The following is a 17,125-nucleotide window of genomic DNA, read 5'->3' as shown; positions in this document are numbered from 1 at the left end:
CACGCAGCTCGAGGAAGTGACCATGAAAGCAGATATTCATCCGAACTACGAAGTAGTTGCAGTCACCTGCAGCTGCGGCAACAAATTCGAAACCCGTTCGACCTTGGCCAAGCCGCTGGCGATCGACGTTTGCTCCCAGTGCCACCCGTTCTACACTGGCAAGCAAAAAGTCCTGGACACCGGTGGTCGCGTACAGAAGTTCGCCGATCGCTTCGGTATGTTCGGTACCAAGAAGTAATCATGCGCATGGCGAATCTCTTGAGGTTCGCACTGTTGCAAGAAAAGGCGCTCCTTGTGGGCGCCTTTTTTATGGGCGCGATCTGGCAGGCACAGGCGCAGGCCTTCTGTCCGCTCCCCGAGCGCGCCCAGCCGGTGGCGGTGCGACAGGTGGTCGATGGCGATACCATTCGGCTGGTCGATGGGCGCAGCGTGCGCCTGATCGGCATCAATGCCCCGGAGCTTGGTCGCAATGGGCGTGTTGCAGAGCCTTACGCCGAGGCCGCCAGGCAACGCTTGCAAGCCTTGGTCAAGGCCAGTGACGGCAAGTTAGGCCTGGTGCCCGGAGCGCAGTCCAAGGACAAGTATGGCCGGACCCTGGCGCATATCTACAGCCGGACTGGCAACAATCTCGAAGCACAACTGCTCAGCGAGGGGCTGGGCTACCGGGTTGCGGTCGCGCCAAATGTGCGTTTGTCCGCCTGCCAGCAGCAGGCCGAGCGACAGGCCCGGCAAGCCCGCAAAGGGCTGTGGCGCCAATCACCGGTGCGCTCCGCGCGGCGCCTCGATCAAGCCGGCTTTGCAGTGATAAGCGGCAAAATAAGCAAGGTCGAGGCTAATCGTGGCGGTATCTGGCTTGAACTGGATGGCGCTGTGGTGCTGAACATCCCCGCTCGTCTGCGTCGCCACTTTCCTCCAGGCTTTGTGGATAACCTCAAGGGACGCCAGGTCGAGGCGCGTGGTTGGGTGGTGGACCGTTCCCGAAAAGGTGGCCTCACGCCTGGGCAGCGACGCTGGCTGTTGCCATTGACCGATCCGAGCATGTTGACGCCGGTTTCTGGTTAAATAGTTGTAGACATTTAGCTTCCTAATTGTACACACTTGCCTTTCCAAAACCCCGTGGGTTTTAGCGTAAAGTCGTAGGCCAAAGGCCTTGACACTCGTGACCGGGCAGTCTTGTCGCCCTCCGGCACTTTGCGTATCCTCGGCGGTCCGTCAGAACAGTAAACAGCGGAATGCCCATCATGTCAGACCTGAAAACCGCCGCTCTCGAATACCATGCTCAGCCCCGTCCAGGGAAACTGAGCGTCGAGCTCACCAAGCCCACCGCCACCGCCCGCGACCTCGCCCTGGCCTACAGCCCAGGCGTCGCCGAGCCTGTGCGCGAAATTGGCCGTGATGCAGAGTTGGCCTACAAATACACCGGCAAAGGCAACCTGGTTGCGGTGATCTCCGACGGTACCGCGATTCTGGGTCTGGGTGACCTGGGCCCGCTGGCCTCGAAGCCGGTCATGGAAGGCAAGGGTGTTCTGTTCAAGCGTTTCGCCGGCATCGATGTTTTTGATATCGAAGTCGAATCGGAAAGCCCGCAAGCCTTCATCGACACCGTGCGTCGCATCTCCATCACCTTCGGTGGCATCAACCTCGAAGACATCAAAGCACCTGAGTGCTTCGAGATCGAGCGCACCCTGATCGAGCAGTGTGACATCCCGGTCTTCCACGATGACCAGCACGGTACCGCCATCGTTACCGCAGCCGGCATGATCAACGCCCTGGAAATCGCCGGCAAGACACTCGAAGACGCCAAGATCGTCTGCCTGGGTGCTGGCGCTGCGGCCATCTCCTGCATGAAGCTGCTGGTCAGCATGGGCGCCAAGGTCGAGAACATCTTCATGATCGACCGCAGCGGTGTGATCCACGCTGGCCGTGACGACCTGAACCAATACAAGGCCCAGTTCGCCCACGCCACCGATAAGCGCACCCTGGCTGACGCCCTCGACGGCGCCGATGTGTTCGTTGGCCTGTCCGGCCCGAACCTGCTGAGCGCAGAAGGCCTTAAGTCGATGGCTGCCAACCCGATCGTGTTCGCCTGCTCGAACCCGGACCCGGAAATCGCTCCTGAGCTGGCCCACGCCACTCGCAGCGACGTGATCATGGCTACCGGTCGTTCGGACTACCCGAACCAGGTCAACAACGTACTCGGCTTCCCATTCATCTTCCGCGGTGCTCTGGACGTTCGCGCCAAGCGCATCAACGAAGAAATGAAGATCGCCGCGGCCATCGCTCTGAAAGACCTAGCCAAGCTGCCGGTTCCGAAGGAAGTTTGCGAAGCGTATGGCGTCGAAGGTCTGGAATTTGGCCGTGAGTACATCATTCCGAAGCCGCTGGACGCTCGCCTGATCACCGTCGTTTCCGACGCTGTGGCCAAGGCCGCCATCGAATCCGGCGTGGCTACCCTGCCGTATCCGAAGCACTACCCGCTCAAGAGCGTGGATGACGTGTTCAACGGCTAATACAGCACGCAAAAAAGAACCGGCTCATATGAGCCGGTTTTTTTTTGCTTCAGTTTCGAGCTTCAAGCGACAAGCCGTTCGATGTCTGCCGTTGCACCTGCGCAAGGCCGGACGCAGATCCGCTTGCCGCTCGAAACTTGCTGCTATCAGAACAGATCCATAGGCGCGGATTCATCTGCCGGCAGAGGGCTGCCCGGTGCTGCGCCATTGCCCAGCTCGTCCACCGACGGCGGCGAGTCTTCGGCCTTGAACAGCTCGAAGTAGGCGTTCGGCGTGCTCGGGGTGGCGGCGCGGCCACTGACCGGGTCGACTCGCAGGCTGAGAATGCCTTCTGGCTCAGCCGGGGCATGCTCAGGCTTGCCCTTGAGCGCCGCGCCCATGAAGTTCATCCAGATCGGCAGCGCCACGGTGCCGCCATATTCGCGGCGACCGAGGCTTTCCGGCTGGTCGAAGCCTACCCATACGGTAGTCATGTAGTCGGCGTTGTAACCGGAGAACCAGGCATCCTTGGACTCGTTGGTGGTGCCGGTCTTGCCGGCTAGGTCGCTGCGGCCCAGCGCCATGGCGCGGCGGCCGGTGCCGCGCTTGATCACGTCCTGCAGCATGCTGGTGAGGATATAAGTGGTGCGGCCATCGATGATGCGCTCGGCCACCGCTGGTGCCTGTGCTGCTGGGGCGACCTGACCCAGGGCCGAAGGCGCTTCGCCTGGCATGGGGGCAACGCTGATGGACTGTTCCGGGGCGGCAAGGCCGGCCTGGTCCTGAGCGCCTTGCGGGACGCGTGGCGGGTTGGCGGTGAACAGTGTCTCGCCGCTACGGCTCTCCACGCGCTGGATCAGGTACGGGTTGATCTTGTAGCCACCGTTGGCGAAGGTGCTCCAGCCAGTGGCGATTTCCATCGGCGTCAGCGTGGCGGTGCCCAGTGCTAGCGACAGGTTGCGCGGCAGGTCCTGCTTGTTGAAGCCGAACTTGGCGATGTAGTCGATCGTGCTATCTACGCCCATGGCCTGCAACAGGCGGATCGAAACCAGGTTGCGTGATTTGTACAGCGCTTCGCGCATGCGAATCGGGCCGAGGAAGGTGTTGGTGTCGTTCTTCGGACGCCAGACTTTGTCCAGGTACTCATCGACGAACACGATCGGTGCATCGTTGACCAGGCTGGCGGCGGTGTAGCCGTTATCCAGTGCGGCGCTGTAGACGAAAGGTTTGAAGCTCGAGCCTGGCTGGCGCTTGGCCTGGGTGGCGCGGTTGTAGTTGCTTTGCTCGAACGAGAACCCACCAACCAGCGCGCGGATCGCACCGTCGTAAGGATCGAGAGTGACCAGCGCACTCTGCGCCGCAGGTACCTGGCTGAACTTCAGCGTGCCCTCAGGTAAGCGTTGCAGGCGCACCAAGTCACCCACTTGGGCGACGTCGGCCGGTGACTGCGGCGTGCGGCCCTGTGCATTGGTGTTCAGGTACGGGCGAGCCCACTTCATGGTGTCCCAGGCGACGCTTTCTTCCTGGCCGGTGCGGGTCATGACCTTCAGGCCGGTCTTGTCGACCTGGGTGACGATGGCCGGCTCCAGGCCGCCCAGTGGGCGCTGCTTGCCCAGCTCTTGCAGCCAGGCAGCGCGGGTCTTGCCTGGGAAGCGCGCCTCCGGGCCACGGTAGCCATGCCGCTCGTCGTATTCGGAGAGGCCGTTGAGCACCGCGTCGTTGGCCATCTGCTGCATGTCGCTCGGCACCGTGGTGGTGACGCGCAAGCCTTCGGTGTAAGCCTCGCTGCCGTAGCGGCCGACCATTTCGGCACGCGCCATCTCGGCGACGTAGGGGGCATTCACTTCTGGCGTGGGCACGTGGTAGCTGGCGTTCAGCGGTTCGGCGAGGGCTGCTTGGTAGCTGGCCTCATCAATCTTGCCCAGCTTGTACATGCGCCCCAGGATCCAGTCGCGACGCTCCTTGGCGCGAATGGGGTTGGCCAACGGGTTGAAGCGCGAAGGAGCCTTGGGCAGGCCTGCGATCATCGCCATCTGCGCCAGGCTGACGTCGCGGATCGACTTGCCGTAGTACACCTGCGCCGCCGCGTCGATACCGTAGGCACGGTTGCCCAGGTAGATCTTGTTGACGTAGAGCTCGAGGATCTCGTCCTTGGTCAGCTCGCGTTCGATCTGCAGGGCCAGCAGGATTTCGTTGGTCTTGCGCGAGAAGCTGCGTTCGCTGGTCAGGAAGAAGTTCTTCGCCACCTGCATGGTGATGGTGCTGCCGCCGGTCTGGATGTGCCCGGACTTGAGCAACTGCGAGGCCGCCCGCATCAGGCTGCTGGGGTCGACACCGTAGTGATTGAGGAAATTATCGTCCTCGGCTGACAGAAGCGCCTGTATGAACTGTGGGGGAATTTCCTGGAATTTGATTGGAGAGCGGCGCATTTCGCCGAACTCGGCAATCAGCTTGCCGTCGCTGCTATAGACCCTCAAGGGGATTTGCAACTGGACGCTTCTGAGCGAATCGACCGACGGGAGGTTGGGGCTAAGATACAGAAACGCACCGCTCACACCGAGTACGAGCGCGCAGATAACTGCGACGAAAGACCACCAGAAGAACTTCAGCAGGCGTATCAAGGCTTTTGGGTGTCCAGGTTGAGGAGTGGATTGCACGCGAGGCCAGCGGACAGGAAAAAACGCTGGGCATTATAAGCATTTTTCGCTCCTCCGGGTGACCGGCCGGGGCGACGCCCCGACCGCTCGTGGGGTAATTGCACAGGCTCGGATGGCCAGGAAGGGAACGTCATGATTGGACGATTTGGCAGGGATGTCGGTTCACTGCTGGGGGTAGATATTGCCTGCGGCGCGGTAAGAATGCTTCATATGCGCCGTCAGCGCGGGCAGGCGCGTGTCGTCGGCTGGGCCTGCGAGCCGTTGCCCGATGGCGCCTTGCGCTTCGACGACAACCCTTCGCTGGTGCGCGCGTTAGGTGAGGCTCGGCGGCGCTGCGGATCGCGCCAGCGCCGGGTCGCACTGGCACTGCCTGCGGCGCAGGTAATCTGCAAGGTCGCGCAGTTGCCACGCGGCATCAGCGAGCAAGACCTGGAAGGGCAACTGCTGACCGAGGCGGAGCAATTGTTTCCATTTCCCCTTGATGACCTTGCCCTGGACTTTCAATTGATCGGGCCTGCACCGCGGGCCGCGGACAAGGTCGAGGTGTTGATTGCCGCGTGTCGGCAGAGTCAGCTCGACCCGCTGGAGCAGCTGTTTGCCCAGGCCGGGCTCGAGGTAGTCGCCGTGGAAGTGGACAGCTTCGCCTTGCGCCGAGTCATGGCGCGGCGCTCGCCACGTACGGCCTTGCTGCATATCGAAAGCGACCGGTTGGCGCTGCACTGTTGGTCGCAGGGGCCGGTTGCGCAATGCCGGCAGTGGTCGCAGGCTGATTCCAGCGGCTGGTTTGACGAGGTGGCGGCGTTGCTGGCGCCTGGCCAGGACCTGATCGGGGTCGATGCGCTGATGCTGGCTGGAGGTGCTGCCAATGCTGAATACGCTGCGCAGTTGAGCCGGCGGCTGAGTCTGCCATGCCACCTGGCGTGCTTGCCGGGGGTTGGCGCGGCGGGTCCTGAGCCTGCACTGCACGCCTCGATGGCGCTGGCGTGCGGGCTGGCGCTGGGAGGTTTGCGATGAACCTGCGCATGAACCTGATGCCTTGGCGCGAACGTCGCCGGGCAAGTGCGTTGCGCCGCTTTCATTTGAGCTTGGTCGCTACGCTGGTCCTGGCGCTGGCGTGCATGGTGGTGCTCGATCAGTGGGCGCGTGAGCGACTGGCGCGGCAATCCACGCTTACGGCCGGTTATCAGGCTCAATCGCAGGCTCTTGGCGATGTGCCTGAGGCCACGCAGCGGTTGCGCCGCGCACATGCCGAGGTGTTCGCGCAGTTGCAGCAACTGTCGCGCTTGCGCAAGGGGCAGAGCGTGCTTTGGCAATTGTTGTCAGGTGTAGAACGGGCCATGCCGGGCGGTGCCCGGCTCGGTGAAATCAGTGTGAAGGACGATCGCCTGCGTATCGCAGGCCTTGCGGCATCGGCCTCGAGTGTGGCGCAGCTGATGCGCGACCTGGAAGCGTTGGGTGTGGCGCGTGATCTTGAGCTGGTTTTCCTGCGTCGCCAGGCGAGTGGCGATGAGTTCCTGTTACTGGCTCGCTTGCCGGTCGACTGGTCATGAGCGGCTTGCCCAATATCAATTGGGGCGGGCTGTTCGCCTGTTCGCGGGCCTTGCGCGTGGCGGCCTTGCTGAGTGTCGTCATGGCGGTGGCAGGGCTGGCTTGGGGGGTGAGCCTGCGCGGTCTGGAGCAGGGCTATCGAGCGGCGCTGTTGCAGGCAGATCAGGCGCAGACGGCGTTGACGGCCCTTGAGCTGCAGGTTGCGGCGCTTGATGTTGAGCGCGCCACCCTGATCGATGTCCGGCAACAGTTGCAGGAGGGGCTTTGGCGTTTGGATGCCGGGGAAGGCATGAGTGAGCTGCTCGATCAGTTGGCCATCTCCGGGCATGAGCATGGGCTGGTCTTCGAGGCTGTCGACGTGCTGGACGTGCAGAGGCCGGCCGACAGCTACTGGCAGATGCCGTTGGCATTGCAGGTAGGCGGGCGTTATCCATCGCTACGCGCCTGGTTGCAGACGTGGACGGGGCAACTGCGATTGCTGGAGATCGCCGATTTGAAGTTGACCGCCAGGGGCGATGGCAGCGACTGGGTCAGCGCACAGATCCGGGTACATGCCTACGGTGCCAGCCAGGCGCTGGCGCCGCCGGCCTCGCTGGCCGATGAGCCTGCACGGGCGGCGGTCGAGGTTTCGTCATTCGACCCGTTCAGGCCTTGGTCGGTGGCGGGGGCCGAGGCGGGGCTCTCAGGCATCGCCCTGGAGCAGTTGCAGATGGTCGGCAGCCTTTCCCGTGGCGGGATTCACCAGGCGTTGGTGCTCGCCGGTGGGCGTTTGCATCGGATTCGGCAAGGGCAGCGCCTGGGCCGCGACGAAGGGCGGGTAGTACATGTCGATGCACAGCGCATGGAGGTACGTGAACGCGTGTACCTCGCCGGTGCTTGGCAGGAACGTTCGAGGTTTTTGGCGCTCGACGAGCGAGCGCCTGCGGAGGTCATGGATGAGGGTGAAGCAGTGTTTGATCGGGGGCGCGATAGCGGTGTGGATGAGCGCGTGTCTGGCTTCGGCAGGGCCCATTCAGGATGAGCCCATATCGCTGAATTTTCAGGACGTCGAGGTCCGTTCGGTGCTACAGGTATTGGCCGACTTTGGCGGCATCAATTTGGTGGCCAGCGACGCGGTGCAGGGGCGTATCACATTGCGCCTGGACGCGGTGCCTTGGGTGCAGGCGCTCGACCTGGTTCTCGGTAGCAAAGGGCTTGGGCGTCGTGTGGAGGGCAGCGTGATGGTGGTGGCGCCACTTGCCGAACTTGTTGAGCAGGGCGATCAACTGGCGCATGAGCCATTGCAGCGTGAATTGATCGCCATCCACCACGCCAAGGCCGCAGAGCTGGCGGAGCTGCTCCTGGCGAACCTGGCCGATGACGGCATTCTGTCCGGCCGTGGCAGTGTCGGTGTGGACGTCCGGACCAACACCCTGGTGCTCGCGCAGCCCGCGAGGCGGCTTGCCCAGATACGCGCCCTGGTGACGCAACTGGACATGCCCGTTCGTCAGGTCATGATCGAGGCGCGGATCGTCGAGGCGAGTATCGATTACGAACGGGTGCTGGGCGTGCGCTGGGGGCCTGAGCTGTACAAGGAGGGCGCCCGCCTGGGCGAGGATGTATTCGTTGACCTGGGTGTTGAGCGTGCCACGTCCAGCCTGGGGGTGGGGCTTTTGCGCAGCGACATCTTGCTCGACCTTGAACTCAGTGCCATGGAAAAGAGTGGTCATGGCGAAATCATCTCGCAGCCCAAGGTGGTCACCGCCGACAAGGAAACCGCACGGATCCTCAAAGGCACCGAGGTGCCTTACCAGGAAACCAGCAAGAGCGGCGCCACCTCCATCTCCTTTCGCGAGGCTTCGTTGTCGCTGGAAGTGACCCCGCAGATCACGCCGGATGGCAAGGTGGTGATGCAGGTGCGGGTGACCAAGGATGAGCCCGATTTCGTCAATGCACTGAACAACGTCCCGCCGATTCGCAAGAACGAGGTCAATGCCAAGGTGCGAGTCACCGATGGGCAGACCATTGTGATTGGTGGCGTGTACTCGACGTCGCAGAACAAAGTGATCGACAAGGTGCCATTTTTCGGCGATCTGCCGTATGTTGGGCGGCTGTTTCGACGCGATGCATTACAAGAGAAAAAATCTGAGCTGCTGGTCTTCCTGACTCCGCGTATCATGAATGACCAGGCGATTGCTGTGAGTCGTTGATTCTGTGCGAAATTTGATACTTGTAGGGCCCATGGGCGCTGGAAAGAGCACCATCGGGCGCCTGTTGGCCAAAGAGCTGCGCCTGCTGTTCAAGGATTCCGACAAGGAAATCGAGCTGCGAACCGGCGCCAATATCCCGTGGATCTTCGACAGAGAGGGCGAGCCGGGCTTTCGCGACCGCGAGCAGGCGATGATCGCCGAACTTTGTGCGTTGGATGGCGTTGTGCTGGCCACCGGAGGTGGCGCCGTCATGCGCGAGGCGAACCGCGCTGCATTGCACGCGGGTGGGCGGGTGATCTACCTGCACGCCTCGGTCGAGCAGCAGGTCGGGCGTACGGCCCGCGACCGCAACCGGCCTTTGCTGCGCACTGCAAATCCAGAGGCCACCCTGCGTGCCCTGCTGGAGGCGCGCGACCCGCTTTATCGGGAGATTGCCGACCTGGTGGTGGAAACCGACGAACGGCCGCCACGCATGGTCGTACTCGACATTCTCGAGCGTTTGCAGCAGTTGCCGCCCCGCTAAGCCGGGGTCTATCCTCGGCGACCAATGCCGAGCTGGGTTGAACGTCACCGCGCAGTGCTGCAGCGTCAGCACTGTGCCCAAGTACATTGTGGGGATACATGCAGACACTAAAGGTCGACCTGGGCGAGCGCAGCTACCCGATCTATATTGGCGAAGGGCTGCTGGACCAACCTGAGCTGCTCAAGCCGCATATCGCCGGTCGGCAGGTCGCCATTGTCTCCAACGAGACCGTCGCCCCCCTGTACCTGGAGCGCCTTGCCAAGACCCTGGGTGCTTATAACGTGCTGCCTGTGGTGCTGCCCGACGGCGAGGCGCACAAGAACTGGGAAACCCTTCAACTGATCTTCGATGCGCTGCTGACCGCTCGTCACGACCGGCGTACCACCGTTGTCGCCCTCGGGGGAGGGGTCATCGGTGACATGGCCGGTTTCGCCGCCGCGTGCTATCAGCGCGGTGTCGATTTCATCCAGGTGCCGACCACGTTGCTGTCGCAGGTCGATTCGTCGGTGGGCGGCAAGACCGGTATCAACCACCCATTGGGCAAGAACATGGTCGGTGCTTTCTACCAGCCCAATGCGGTGCTGATCGACACCGCCAGCCTCAAGACCCTGCCCGAGCGCGAGCTGTCTGCGGGTCTTGCCGAGGTCATCAAGTACGGGCTGATTTGCGACAAACCGTTCCTCGGCTGGCTCGAAGACAATATGCGTGCCCTGCGTACCTTGGAGCCTGTCGCGCTGACCGAGGCGATCCGCCGCTCTTGCGCAGCCAAGGCCGCAGTGGTCGGCGCCGATGAGCGCGAGTCGGGCGTACGTGCCACGCTCAACCTTGGTCATACCTTTGGCCATGCCATCGAGACCCACATGGGCTATGGCGTCTGGCTGCACGGCGAAGCCGTAGCGGCTGGCACGGTGATGGCCTTGGAGATGTCCATGCGTCTGGGCTGGATCGACCAGCCGGCGCGTGATCGCGGAATTCGCCTGCTGCAGGACGCAGGATTGCCGGTGGTGCCACCACAGGAAATGACCCCGGCGCATTTCATGGAGCACATGGCGGTCGACAAGAAAGTGCTCGACGGGCGTCTGCGTCTGGTGCTGTTACGCCAGATGGGTGAGGCCGTCGTCACCGACGACTATCCGAAAGAGATTCTTCAGGCCACGCTGACGGCGGACTACCGCGCGATCGTGGCCCAGCTTTGAGGTTGTGACAACGCAATGAGCACTCTGCATGCCGATGAGGCGTTCCTCGAACACTATCAACTGACCCACGATCCGTTCGCCCCCCGGGTGCCCGGTTTCAAGTTCTTCCCCGCCCAGCGCAAGCCCGTGTTGGGGCAGTTGCATCACCTGGCGCGCTACAGTCAGCTGATGCTGGTGGTCACCGGTCCCGTTGGCAGCGGCAAGACCCTGCTGCGCCAGGCCTTGGTGGCCAGTACCAACAAGCAGTCGGTGCAGAGCGTGGTGGTATCGGCCCGCGGCGCTTCGGATGCTGCCAGTGTACTGGGCCAGGTGGCGCAGTCACTGAACGTGGCTGAGCCCGAGGTACAGGCGATCCTTTCGCAGGTGGTGCAACTGGCGCTGACCGGCCAAGAAGTCTATTTGCTGGTGGACGATGCGGAACAACTCGACGAGTCGGCACTCCAAGCGTTGCTGGAGTTGGCGGCTGGCGTCGCCGAGGGGCGTCCGCATGTGTTCCTGTTCGGCGAGCCATCGCTGATCGCAGGGCTGGAGGAGATCAACATCGATGAGGAGCGTTTCCACATCATCGAGCTGGCCCCCTACAGCGAGGAAGAAACCCGCGAGTACCTGGAGCAGCGTCTGGATGGCGCGGGCCGGGGCATCGAGGTGTTCACTCGCGAGCAGATCGTCGATATCCACGAAAACTCCGACGGGTGGCCTGGGACCATCAACCAGGTCGCTCGCGACACTTTGATCGAAGCCATGATCGCCAGCCGTACCACGGCCAAGCGACCATCCATGGGGTTCAAAATGCCTAAGAAACACGTGCTTGCGTTGTCCGCTGTGGTCGTGGTCGCCGTTGGTGCAGCGGTTCTGATGCCCAAGAAGGGTGACAAGGCGCCGACCGAGGCGCCAGCCGCCCAGGCCCAACTGCCGCTCGGGCAGCAGGGCAGCGGCGCTCCAGCCATCGAATTTTCTGGCTCGTCGCAGCCGATGCCGCTGCCGTTGGTCGGTCAGTCGCAGCCGGTCATGCGCGAACCGCTGGCCCAGGCCGCAGGCATGGGTGAGGGTGAGGAAAGCAGCCCGGCAGGCAACACTGCCCTGCAACCGGCTGCGCCCTCGGCAGCCGTTCCGCCGACCGTGACCACCATCGCACCGCCCGAGGGTGCCTCGGCTAGCGCGGCCCCTGCTCCGGCGCAGCCCGTGACGGTGGCGCCTGCTCAGAAAAACGTCGCCACTCAGCCAGCCAAGCCGGTTGCACCTGCCAAGCCCGTTGCCGTGCCGACCCAAGTCGCCAGTGCGAAACCTGCGGCCAAATCGGTTGAGAGTGCCAGCGCTGGCGGGGCGGGCAACAGCAGCTGGTATGCCGGCCAGAAAGCCGGCAACTATGTGGTTCAGGTATTCGGTACCAGCTCCGAGGCGTCGGCTCAGGCGTTCGTCAAGGCGCAGGGTGGCGACTATCGCTACTTCCGCAAGAACCTGCAGGGCAAGCCCCTGTATGTGGTCACTTATGGTAATTTCGCCAACCGCGATGCAGCCGCTGCGGCAATCAAGAACTTGCCAGCCAAGGTCCAGGCTGGTAAACCTTGGCCACGTACCGTCGGCAGCGTCCAACAAGAGCTGGCCACGGCCCGCTGATACCTTCCGGGCGGCATTACCCCCGCCGCCCAGTTGCTGAGCGACTTCTAGCTTTCAACTAGCCTGCTGCGCCTGAGCGCGGCAGGCTTTTCTGTCCCAGACTGCCGGCCACAAGCCTTCCATTGCAGTCATGGCTGAAACGCTTCAGACTCATGCCAAGCCGCTATCACGGCGCATGGCGCAAAAACATTCAAAATTGCGACATAAATTTTCAGTAATGAGACATGAAAATTTGTGGGCATCACTGTCGCTGTGCAACAATGGTTTTCCATGGCCACCGCAAAAAAGCTGGCGTTTGATCGGCGTGGATGGTAAGTGGTTGTTAAAAAAGAGATTTGCCTCCGGTTGAGAGGTGAACCTGGTGAGAAAGTGTCTATGAAAACAGGTCTGTACCATCCCGAAGAATTCAAGGACAACTGTGGTTTCGGCCTGATCGCCCACATGGCGGGCGAGCCGAGTCACCACCTTCTGCAAACCGCCATGCAGGCACTGACCTGCATGACCCACCGTGGTGGCATCAACGCCGACGGCAAGACCGGCGACGGTTGCGGTCTGCTCATGCAGAAGCCCGATCAATTCCTGCGTGCCGTGGCCCAGGAGCATTTTGCCGTCGAACTGCCTAAGCAGTACGCCGTTGGCATGGTGTTCTTCAACCAGGACCCGGTCAAAGCCGAAGCCGCCCGCGCCAACATGGACCGCGAGATCGTCAATGCTGGCCTGAAGCTGGTCGGCTGGCGCAAGGTCCCGATCGACACCAGCGTCCTCGGTCGCCTGGCGCTGGAGCGCCTGCCGCAGATCGAGCAGGTGTTCATCGGCGGTGAAGGGCTGAGCGATCAGGAATTCGCGATCAAGCTGTTCAGTGCCCGTCGCCGCTCGTCCGTGGCCAACGCCCACGACGCCGACCACTACATCTGCAGCTTCTCGCACAAGACCATCATCTACAAAGGCCTGATGATGCCGCGCGATCTCGCGGCCTTCTATCCAGACCTCGGTGACGAGCGCCTGCAAACCGCGATTTGCGTGTTCCACCAGCGCTTCTCTACCAACACCCTGCCGAAGTGGCCGCTGGCGCAGCCGTTCCGCTTCCTCGCCCACAACGGCGAGATCAACACCATCACTGGCAACCGCAACTGGGCCATGGCCCGTCGCACCAAGTTCGCCAACGACCTGATCCCCGACCTCGAAGAGCTTGGCCCGTTGGTCAACCGCGTCGGCTCCGACTCTTCGAGCATGGACAACATGCTCGAGTTGATGGTCACCGGCGGCATCGACCTGTTCCGTGGCGTGCGCATGTTGGTTCCGCCTGCCTGGCAGAACGTCGAGACCATGGACGCCGACCTGCGCGCCTTCTACGAATACAACTCCATGCACATGGAACCGTGGGATGGCCCGGCCGGTATCGTCATGACCGAAGGTCGCCATGCGGTATGCCTGCTTGACCGCAATGGCCTGCGCCCGGCGCGTTGGGTCACCACCAAGAACGGCTACATCACCCTGGCGTCGGAAATCGGCGTGTGGGACTACAAGCCTGAAGACGTCATTGCCAAAGGCCGTGTTGGTCCAGGCCAGATCTTTGCGGTCGACACCGAGACCGGCCAGATCCTCGACACCGATGCCATCGACAACCGCCTGAAGTCGCGCCACCCGTACAAGCGCTGGCTGCGTCAGCACGCCACGCGTATCCAGGCGAGCCTGACCGACGACCAGGGCGTGGCCAGCTACGACGCTGACCAGCTCAAGCAGTACATGAAGATGTTCCAGGTCACCTTCGAGGAGCGTGACCAGGTGTTGCGCCCGTTGGGTGAGCAGGGCCAGGAAGCAGTCGGCTCGATGGGTGACGACACGCCGATGGCTGTGCTGTCGCAGCGCGTACGTTCGCCGTACGACTTCTTCCGCCAGCAGTTCGCCCAGGTGACCAACCCACCGATCGACCCGCTGCGCGAAGCGATCGTGATGTCGCTGGAAATCTGCCTGGGGGCTGAGCGCAATATCTTCCAGGAGTCTCCCGAGCATGCTTCGCGGGTAATCCTCAGCTCGCCGGTCATCTCGCCCGCCAAGTGGCGTTCGCTGATGAACCTGGAGCGCGAAGGCTTCGACCGTCAACTGATCGACCTCAACTACGATGAGAGCGTCGGCCTGGAAGCGGCCATCCGCAACATCGCCGATCAGGCCGAAGAGGCTGTGCGCAGCGGCAAGACCCAACTGGTACTGAGCGACCGCTACATCGCCCCTGGCAAGCTGCCGGTACACGCCTCGCTGGCCGTCGGTGCAGTGCACCACCGCCTGACCGAGCAGGGCCTGCGTTGCGACAGCAACATCCTGGTCGAGACCGCCACCGCACGCGACCCGCACCACTTCGCGGTGTTGCTGGGCTTCGGTGCTTCGGCGGTTTACCCGTATTTGGCCTACGAAGTGCTGGCCGATCTGATCCGCACTGGCGAAGTGCTGGGTGACCTGGACGAGGTCTTCAAGTACTACCGCAAAGGTATTTCCAAAGGCCTGCTGAAGATCCTGTCGAAGATGGGTATCTCCACCATCGCCTCGTACCGTGGCGCGCAGCTGTTCGAAGCCATCGGCCTGTCCGAAGAAGTGGTCGCGCTGAGCTTCCGTGGCGTTCCGAGCCGCATCAAGGGCGCGCGTTTCGTCGACCTGGAAAGCGATCAGAAGCTGCTGGCAGCTGAAGCCTGGAGCGCGCGCAAGCCGATCCAGCAAGGCGGGCTGCTGAAGTTCGTCCACGGTGGCGAATACCACGCCTACAACCCGGATGTGGTCAATACCCTGCAAGCCGCCGTGCAGCAGGGCGACTACGCCAAGTTCAAGGAATACACCACGCTGGTTGACCAGCGCCCGGTGTCGATGATCCGCGACCTGCTCAAGGTCAAGGTCGCCGACCAGCCGCTGGCCCTGGATCAAGTCGAGCCGCTGGAGGCGATCCTCAAGCGCTTCGACTCCGCCGGTATCTCGCTGGGCGCGTTGTCTCCCGAGGCTCACGAAGCACTGGCCGAGGCGATGAACCGCATCGGCGCGCGCTCGAACTCCGGTGAGGGCGGTGAAGACCCATCGCGCTACGGCACCATCCGCAGCTCGAAAATCAAGCAAGTCGCGACCGGCCGCTTCGGTGTGACCCCGGAATACCTGGTCAACGCTGAGGTGTTGCAGATCAAGGTCGCCCAGGGTGCCAAGCCCGGTGAAGGCGGCCAGCTGCCAGGCGGCAAGGTCAACGGCCTGATCGCCAAGCTGCGCTACGCGGTGCCGGGCGTGACCCTGATCTCGCCACCGCCGCACCACGACATCTACTCGATCGAAGACCTGTCCCAGCTGATCTTCGACCTCAAGCAGGTCAACCCGCAGGCGCTGGTTTCGGTCAAGCTGGTCGCTGAAGCTGGCGTAGGCACCATCGCCGCTGGCGTGGCCAAGGCCTACGCCGACCTGATCACCATCTCCGGCTACGACGGTGGCACTGGCGCTTCGCCACTGACCTCGATCAAGTACGCGGGCGCACCGTGGGAGCTGGGCCTGGCCGAGACCCACCAGACCCTGCGCGGCAACGACCTGCGCGGCAAGGTGCGGGTACAGACCGACGGCGGACTGAAAACCGGCCTGGACGTGATCAAGGCGGCCATCCTCGGCGCCGAGAGCTTCGGCTTCGGCACCGCGCCAATGATCGCCCTGGGCTGCAAGTACCTGCGTATCTGTCACCTGAACAACTGCGCCACCGGCGTCGCTACCCAGAACGACAAGCTGCGCAAGGACCACTACATCGGCACTGTCGACATGGTGATCAACTTCTTCACCTTCGTCGCCGAAGAGACCCGTGAGTGGCTGGCCAAGCTGGGTGTACGCAGCCTCGGCGAGCTGATCGGTCGCACCGACCTGCTCGACGTGCTGCCGGGCGACACCGAGCGTCAGCAGTACCTGGACCTCAGCCCGCTGCTGGGCAGCGCGCACATTCCGGCTGACAAGCCGCAGTTCTGCGAGGTGGACAAGAACCCGCCGTTCGACCAGGGCGAGCTGGCCGAGAAAATGGTCGAGATGGCGCTGCCAGCCATCCGTGACATGGCCGGTGGCGAGTTCAACCTCGACATCTGCAACTGCGACCGTTCCATCGGTGCGCGCATCTCGGGCGAAATCGCCAAGCTGCACGGCAACCAGGGCATGGCCGCTGCGCCGATCACCTTCCGCTTCAAGGGCACCGCGGGCCAGAGCTTCGGCGTGTGGAACGCCGGTGGCCTGAACCTGCACCTGGAAGGCGACGCCAACGACTACGTCGGCAAGGGCATGACCGGTGGCAAGCTGACCATCGTGCCACCTGCCGGTAGCCCGTTCGAAACCCAGCACAGCGCCATCGTCGGCAACACCTGCCTGTACGGTGCCACCGGTGGCAAGCTGTTCGCCGCCGGCACCGCTGGCGAGCGCTTCGCTGTGCGTAACTCCGGCGCCCACGCTGTAGTCGAGGGCACCGGCGATCACTGCTGCGAATACATGACCGGCGGCTTTGTCTGCGTCCTGGGCAAGACCGGTTACAACTTCGGTTCTGGCATGACGGGCGGTTTCGCCTACGTGCTCGATATGGACAACACCTTCGTCGACAAACTCAACCATGAGCTGGTGGAAATCCAGCGCATCAGTGGTGAGGCGATGGAAGCCTACCGCAGCCACCTGGCGCGGGTCCTGGGCGAGTATGTGGAAGAGACTGGCAGCGCGTGGGGGCGTGAGCTCTTCGAGAACCTGGACGACTACGTGCGACGTTTCTGGCTGGTCAAGCCCAAGGCGGCCAATCTGAAGCAACTGCTGTCCAGCACCCGTGCCAACCCGCAGTAAAAGCAGCTGCAAGTGGCAAGCCCCGTGCGCGGGGCCTGCCCGGCTTAAGTGATCGTCTTGCGGCTTGCAGCTTGTAGCTCGCAGC

General features: G+C 62.8%; 12 protein-coding genes. 11 read left to right on the top strand and 1 reads right to left on the bottom strand.

The genetic code is table 11. The features are described from left to right. Positions 1 to 22 precede the first annotated feature (22 nt). The 3 genes from rpmE to FEM01_RS15975 all read left to right on the top strand — a co-directional run bounded on the left by rpmE (position 23) and on the right by FEM01_RS15975 (position 2,510). Positions 23 to 238, top strand: a complete 216-nt coding sequence (gene rpmE / locus FEM01_RS15985) for a 50S ribosomal protein L31 (protein WP_023378219.1) — start codon at positions 23 to 25, stop codon at positions 236 to 238. Positions 239 to 240: 2 nt separating this feature from the next. Further along, positions 241 to 1,062 (top strand): thermonuclease family protein, encoded by an 822-nt coding sequence (locus FEM01_RS15980; RefSeq protein WP_138220460.1) that lies wholly within the window; start codon positions 241 to 243, stop codon positions 1,060 to 1,062. 179 nt (positions 1,063 to 1,241) lie between these two features. Then, positions 1,242 to 2,510, top strand: a complete 1,269-nt coding sequence (locus FEM01_RS15975; protein ID WP_138220458.1) for a malic enzyme-like NAD(P)-binding protein — start codon at positions 1,242 to 1,244, stop codon at positions 2,508 to 2,510. A 146-nt stretch (positions 2,511 to 2,656) separates the two neighbouring features. Here the strand turns inward: FEM01_RS15975 and FEM01_RS15970 are convergent, their stop codons facing one another. Continuing rightward, positions 2,657 to 5,107, bottom strand: a complete 2,451-nt coding sequence (locus tag FEM01_RS15970) for a penicillin-binding protein 1A (protein WP_416780984.1) — start codon at positions 5,105 to 5,107, stop codon at positions 2,657 to 2,659. A 171-nt stretch (positions 5,108 to 5,278) separates the two neighbouring features. On the opposite strand from FEM01_RS15970, the gene pilM reads away from it, so the two are divergent. The 8 genes from pilM to gltB all read left to right on the top strand — a co-directional run bounded on the left by pilM (position 5,279) and on the right by gltB (position 17,040). Then, positions 5,279 to 6,160 (top strand): type IV pilus biogenesis protein PilM, encoded by an 882-nt coding sequence (gene pilM, locus FEM01_RS15965; protein ID WP_138220456.1) that lies wholly within the window; start codon positions 5,279 to 5,281, stop codon positions 6,158 to 6,160. Next, entirely contained in the window at positions 6,157 to 6,696 is a 540-nt protein-coding gene (locus FEM01_RS15960) for a PilN domain-containing protein (RefSeq protein ID WP_138220454.1), read from the top strand. The genes pilM and FEM01_RS15960 overlap by 4 nt, the downstream gene beginning before the upstream one ends. Continuing rightward, complete coding sequence (locus FEM01_RS15955; protein WP_138220453.1) at positions 6,693 to 7,715, top strand: pilus assembly protein PilP; 1,023 nt, start codon at positions 6,693 to 6,695, stop codon at positions 7,713 to 7,715. Before FEM01_RS15960 ends, FEM01_RS15955 begins: the two co-directional genes overlap by 4 nt. Beyond that, complete coding sequence (locus FEM01_RS15950) at positions 7,675 to 8,883, top strand: type IV pilus secretin PilQ (RefSeq protein ID WP_138220452.1); 1,209 nt, start codon at positions 7,675 to 7,677, stop codon at positions 8,881 to 8,883. The genes FEM01_RS15955 and FEM01_RS15950 overlap by 41 nt, the downstream gene beginning before the upstream one ends. A 4-nt stretch (positions 8,884 to 8,887) precedes the next feature. Next, entirely contained in the window at positions 8,888 to 9,406 is a 519-nt protein-coding gene (aroK, locus tag FEM01_RS15945; protein ID WP_138220451.1) for a shikimate kinase AroK, read from the top strand. Between the two features lie 98 nt (positions 9,407 to 9,504). Beyond that, positions 9,505 to 10,602: a 3-dehydroquinate synthase gene (gene aroB / locus FEM01_RS15940; protein WP_138220450.1), complete on the top strand. Its 1,098-nt coding sequence runs from the start codon at positions 9,505 to 9,507 to the stop codon at positions 10,600 to 10,602. A 15-nt stretch (positions 10,603 to 10,617) separates the two neighbouring features. Continuing rightward, on the top strand, positions 10,618 to 12,219 hold the full coding sequence (locus FEM01_RS15935; protein WP_138220449.1) for an AAA family ATPase: 1,602 nt from the start codon (positions 10,618 to 10,620) through the stop codon (positions 12,217 to 12,219). Between the two features lie 375 nt (positions 12,220 to 12,594). Beyond that, a complete protein-coding gene (gene gltB, locus FEM01_RS15930; RefSeq protein ID WP_138220448.1) occupies positions 12,595 to 17,040 on the top strand; it encodes a glutamate synthase large subunit in 4,446 nt (1,481 codons plus the stop codon). Positions 17,041 to 17,125: the final 85 nt, after the last annotated feature.

This window comes from Pseudomonas mosselii (genome assembly GCF_005796105.1).
GTDB lineage: Bacteria > Pseudomonadota > Gammaproteobacteria > Pseudomonadales > Pseudomonadaceae > Aquipseudomonas > Aquipseudomonas mosselii_C.
Note: the sequence above shows the minus strand (reverse complement) of the source record. Positions and strands in the feature narration are given on the sequence as shown.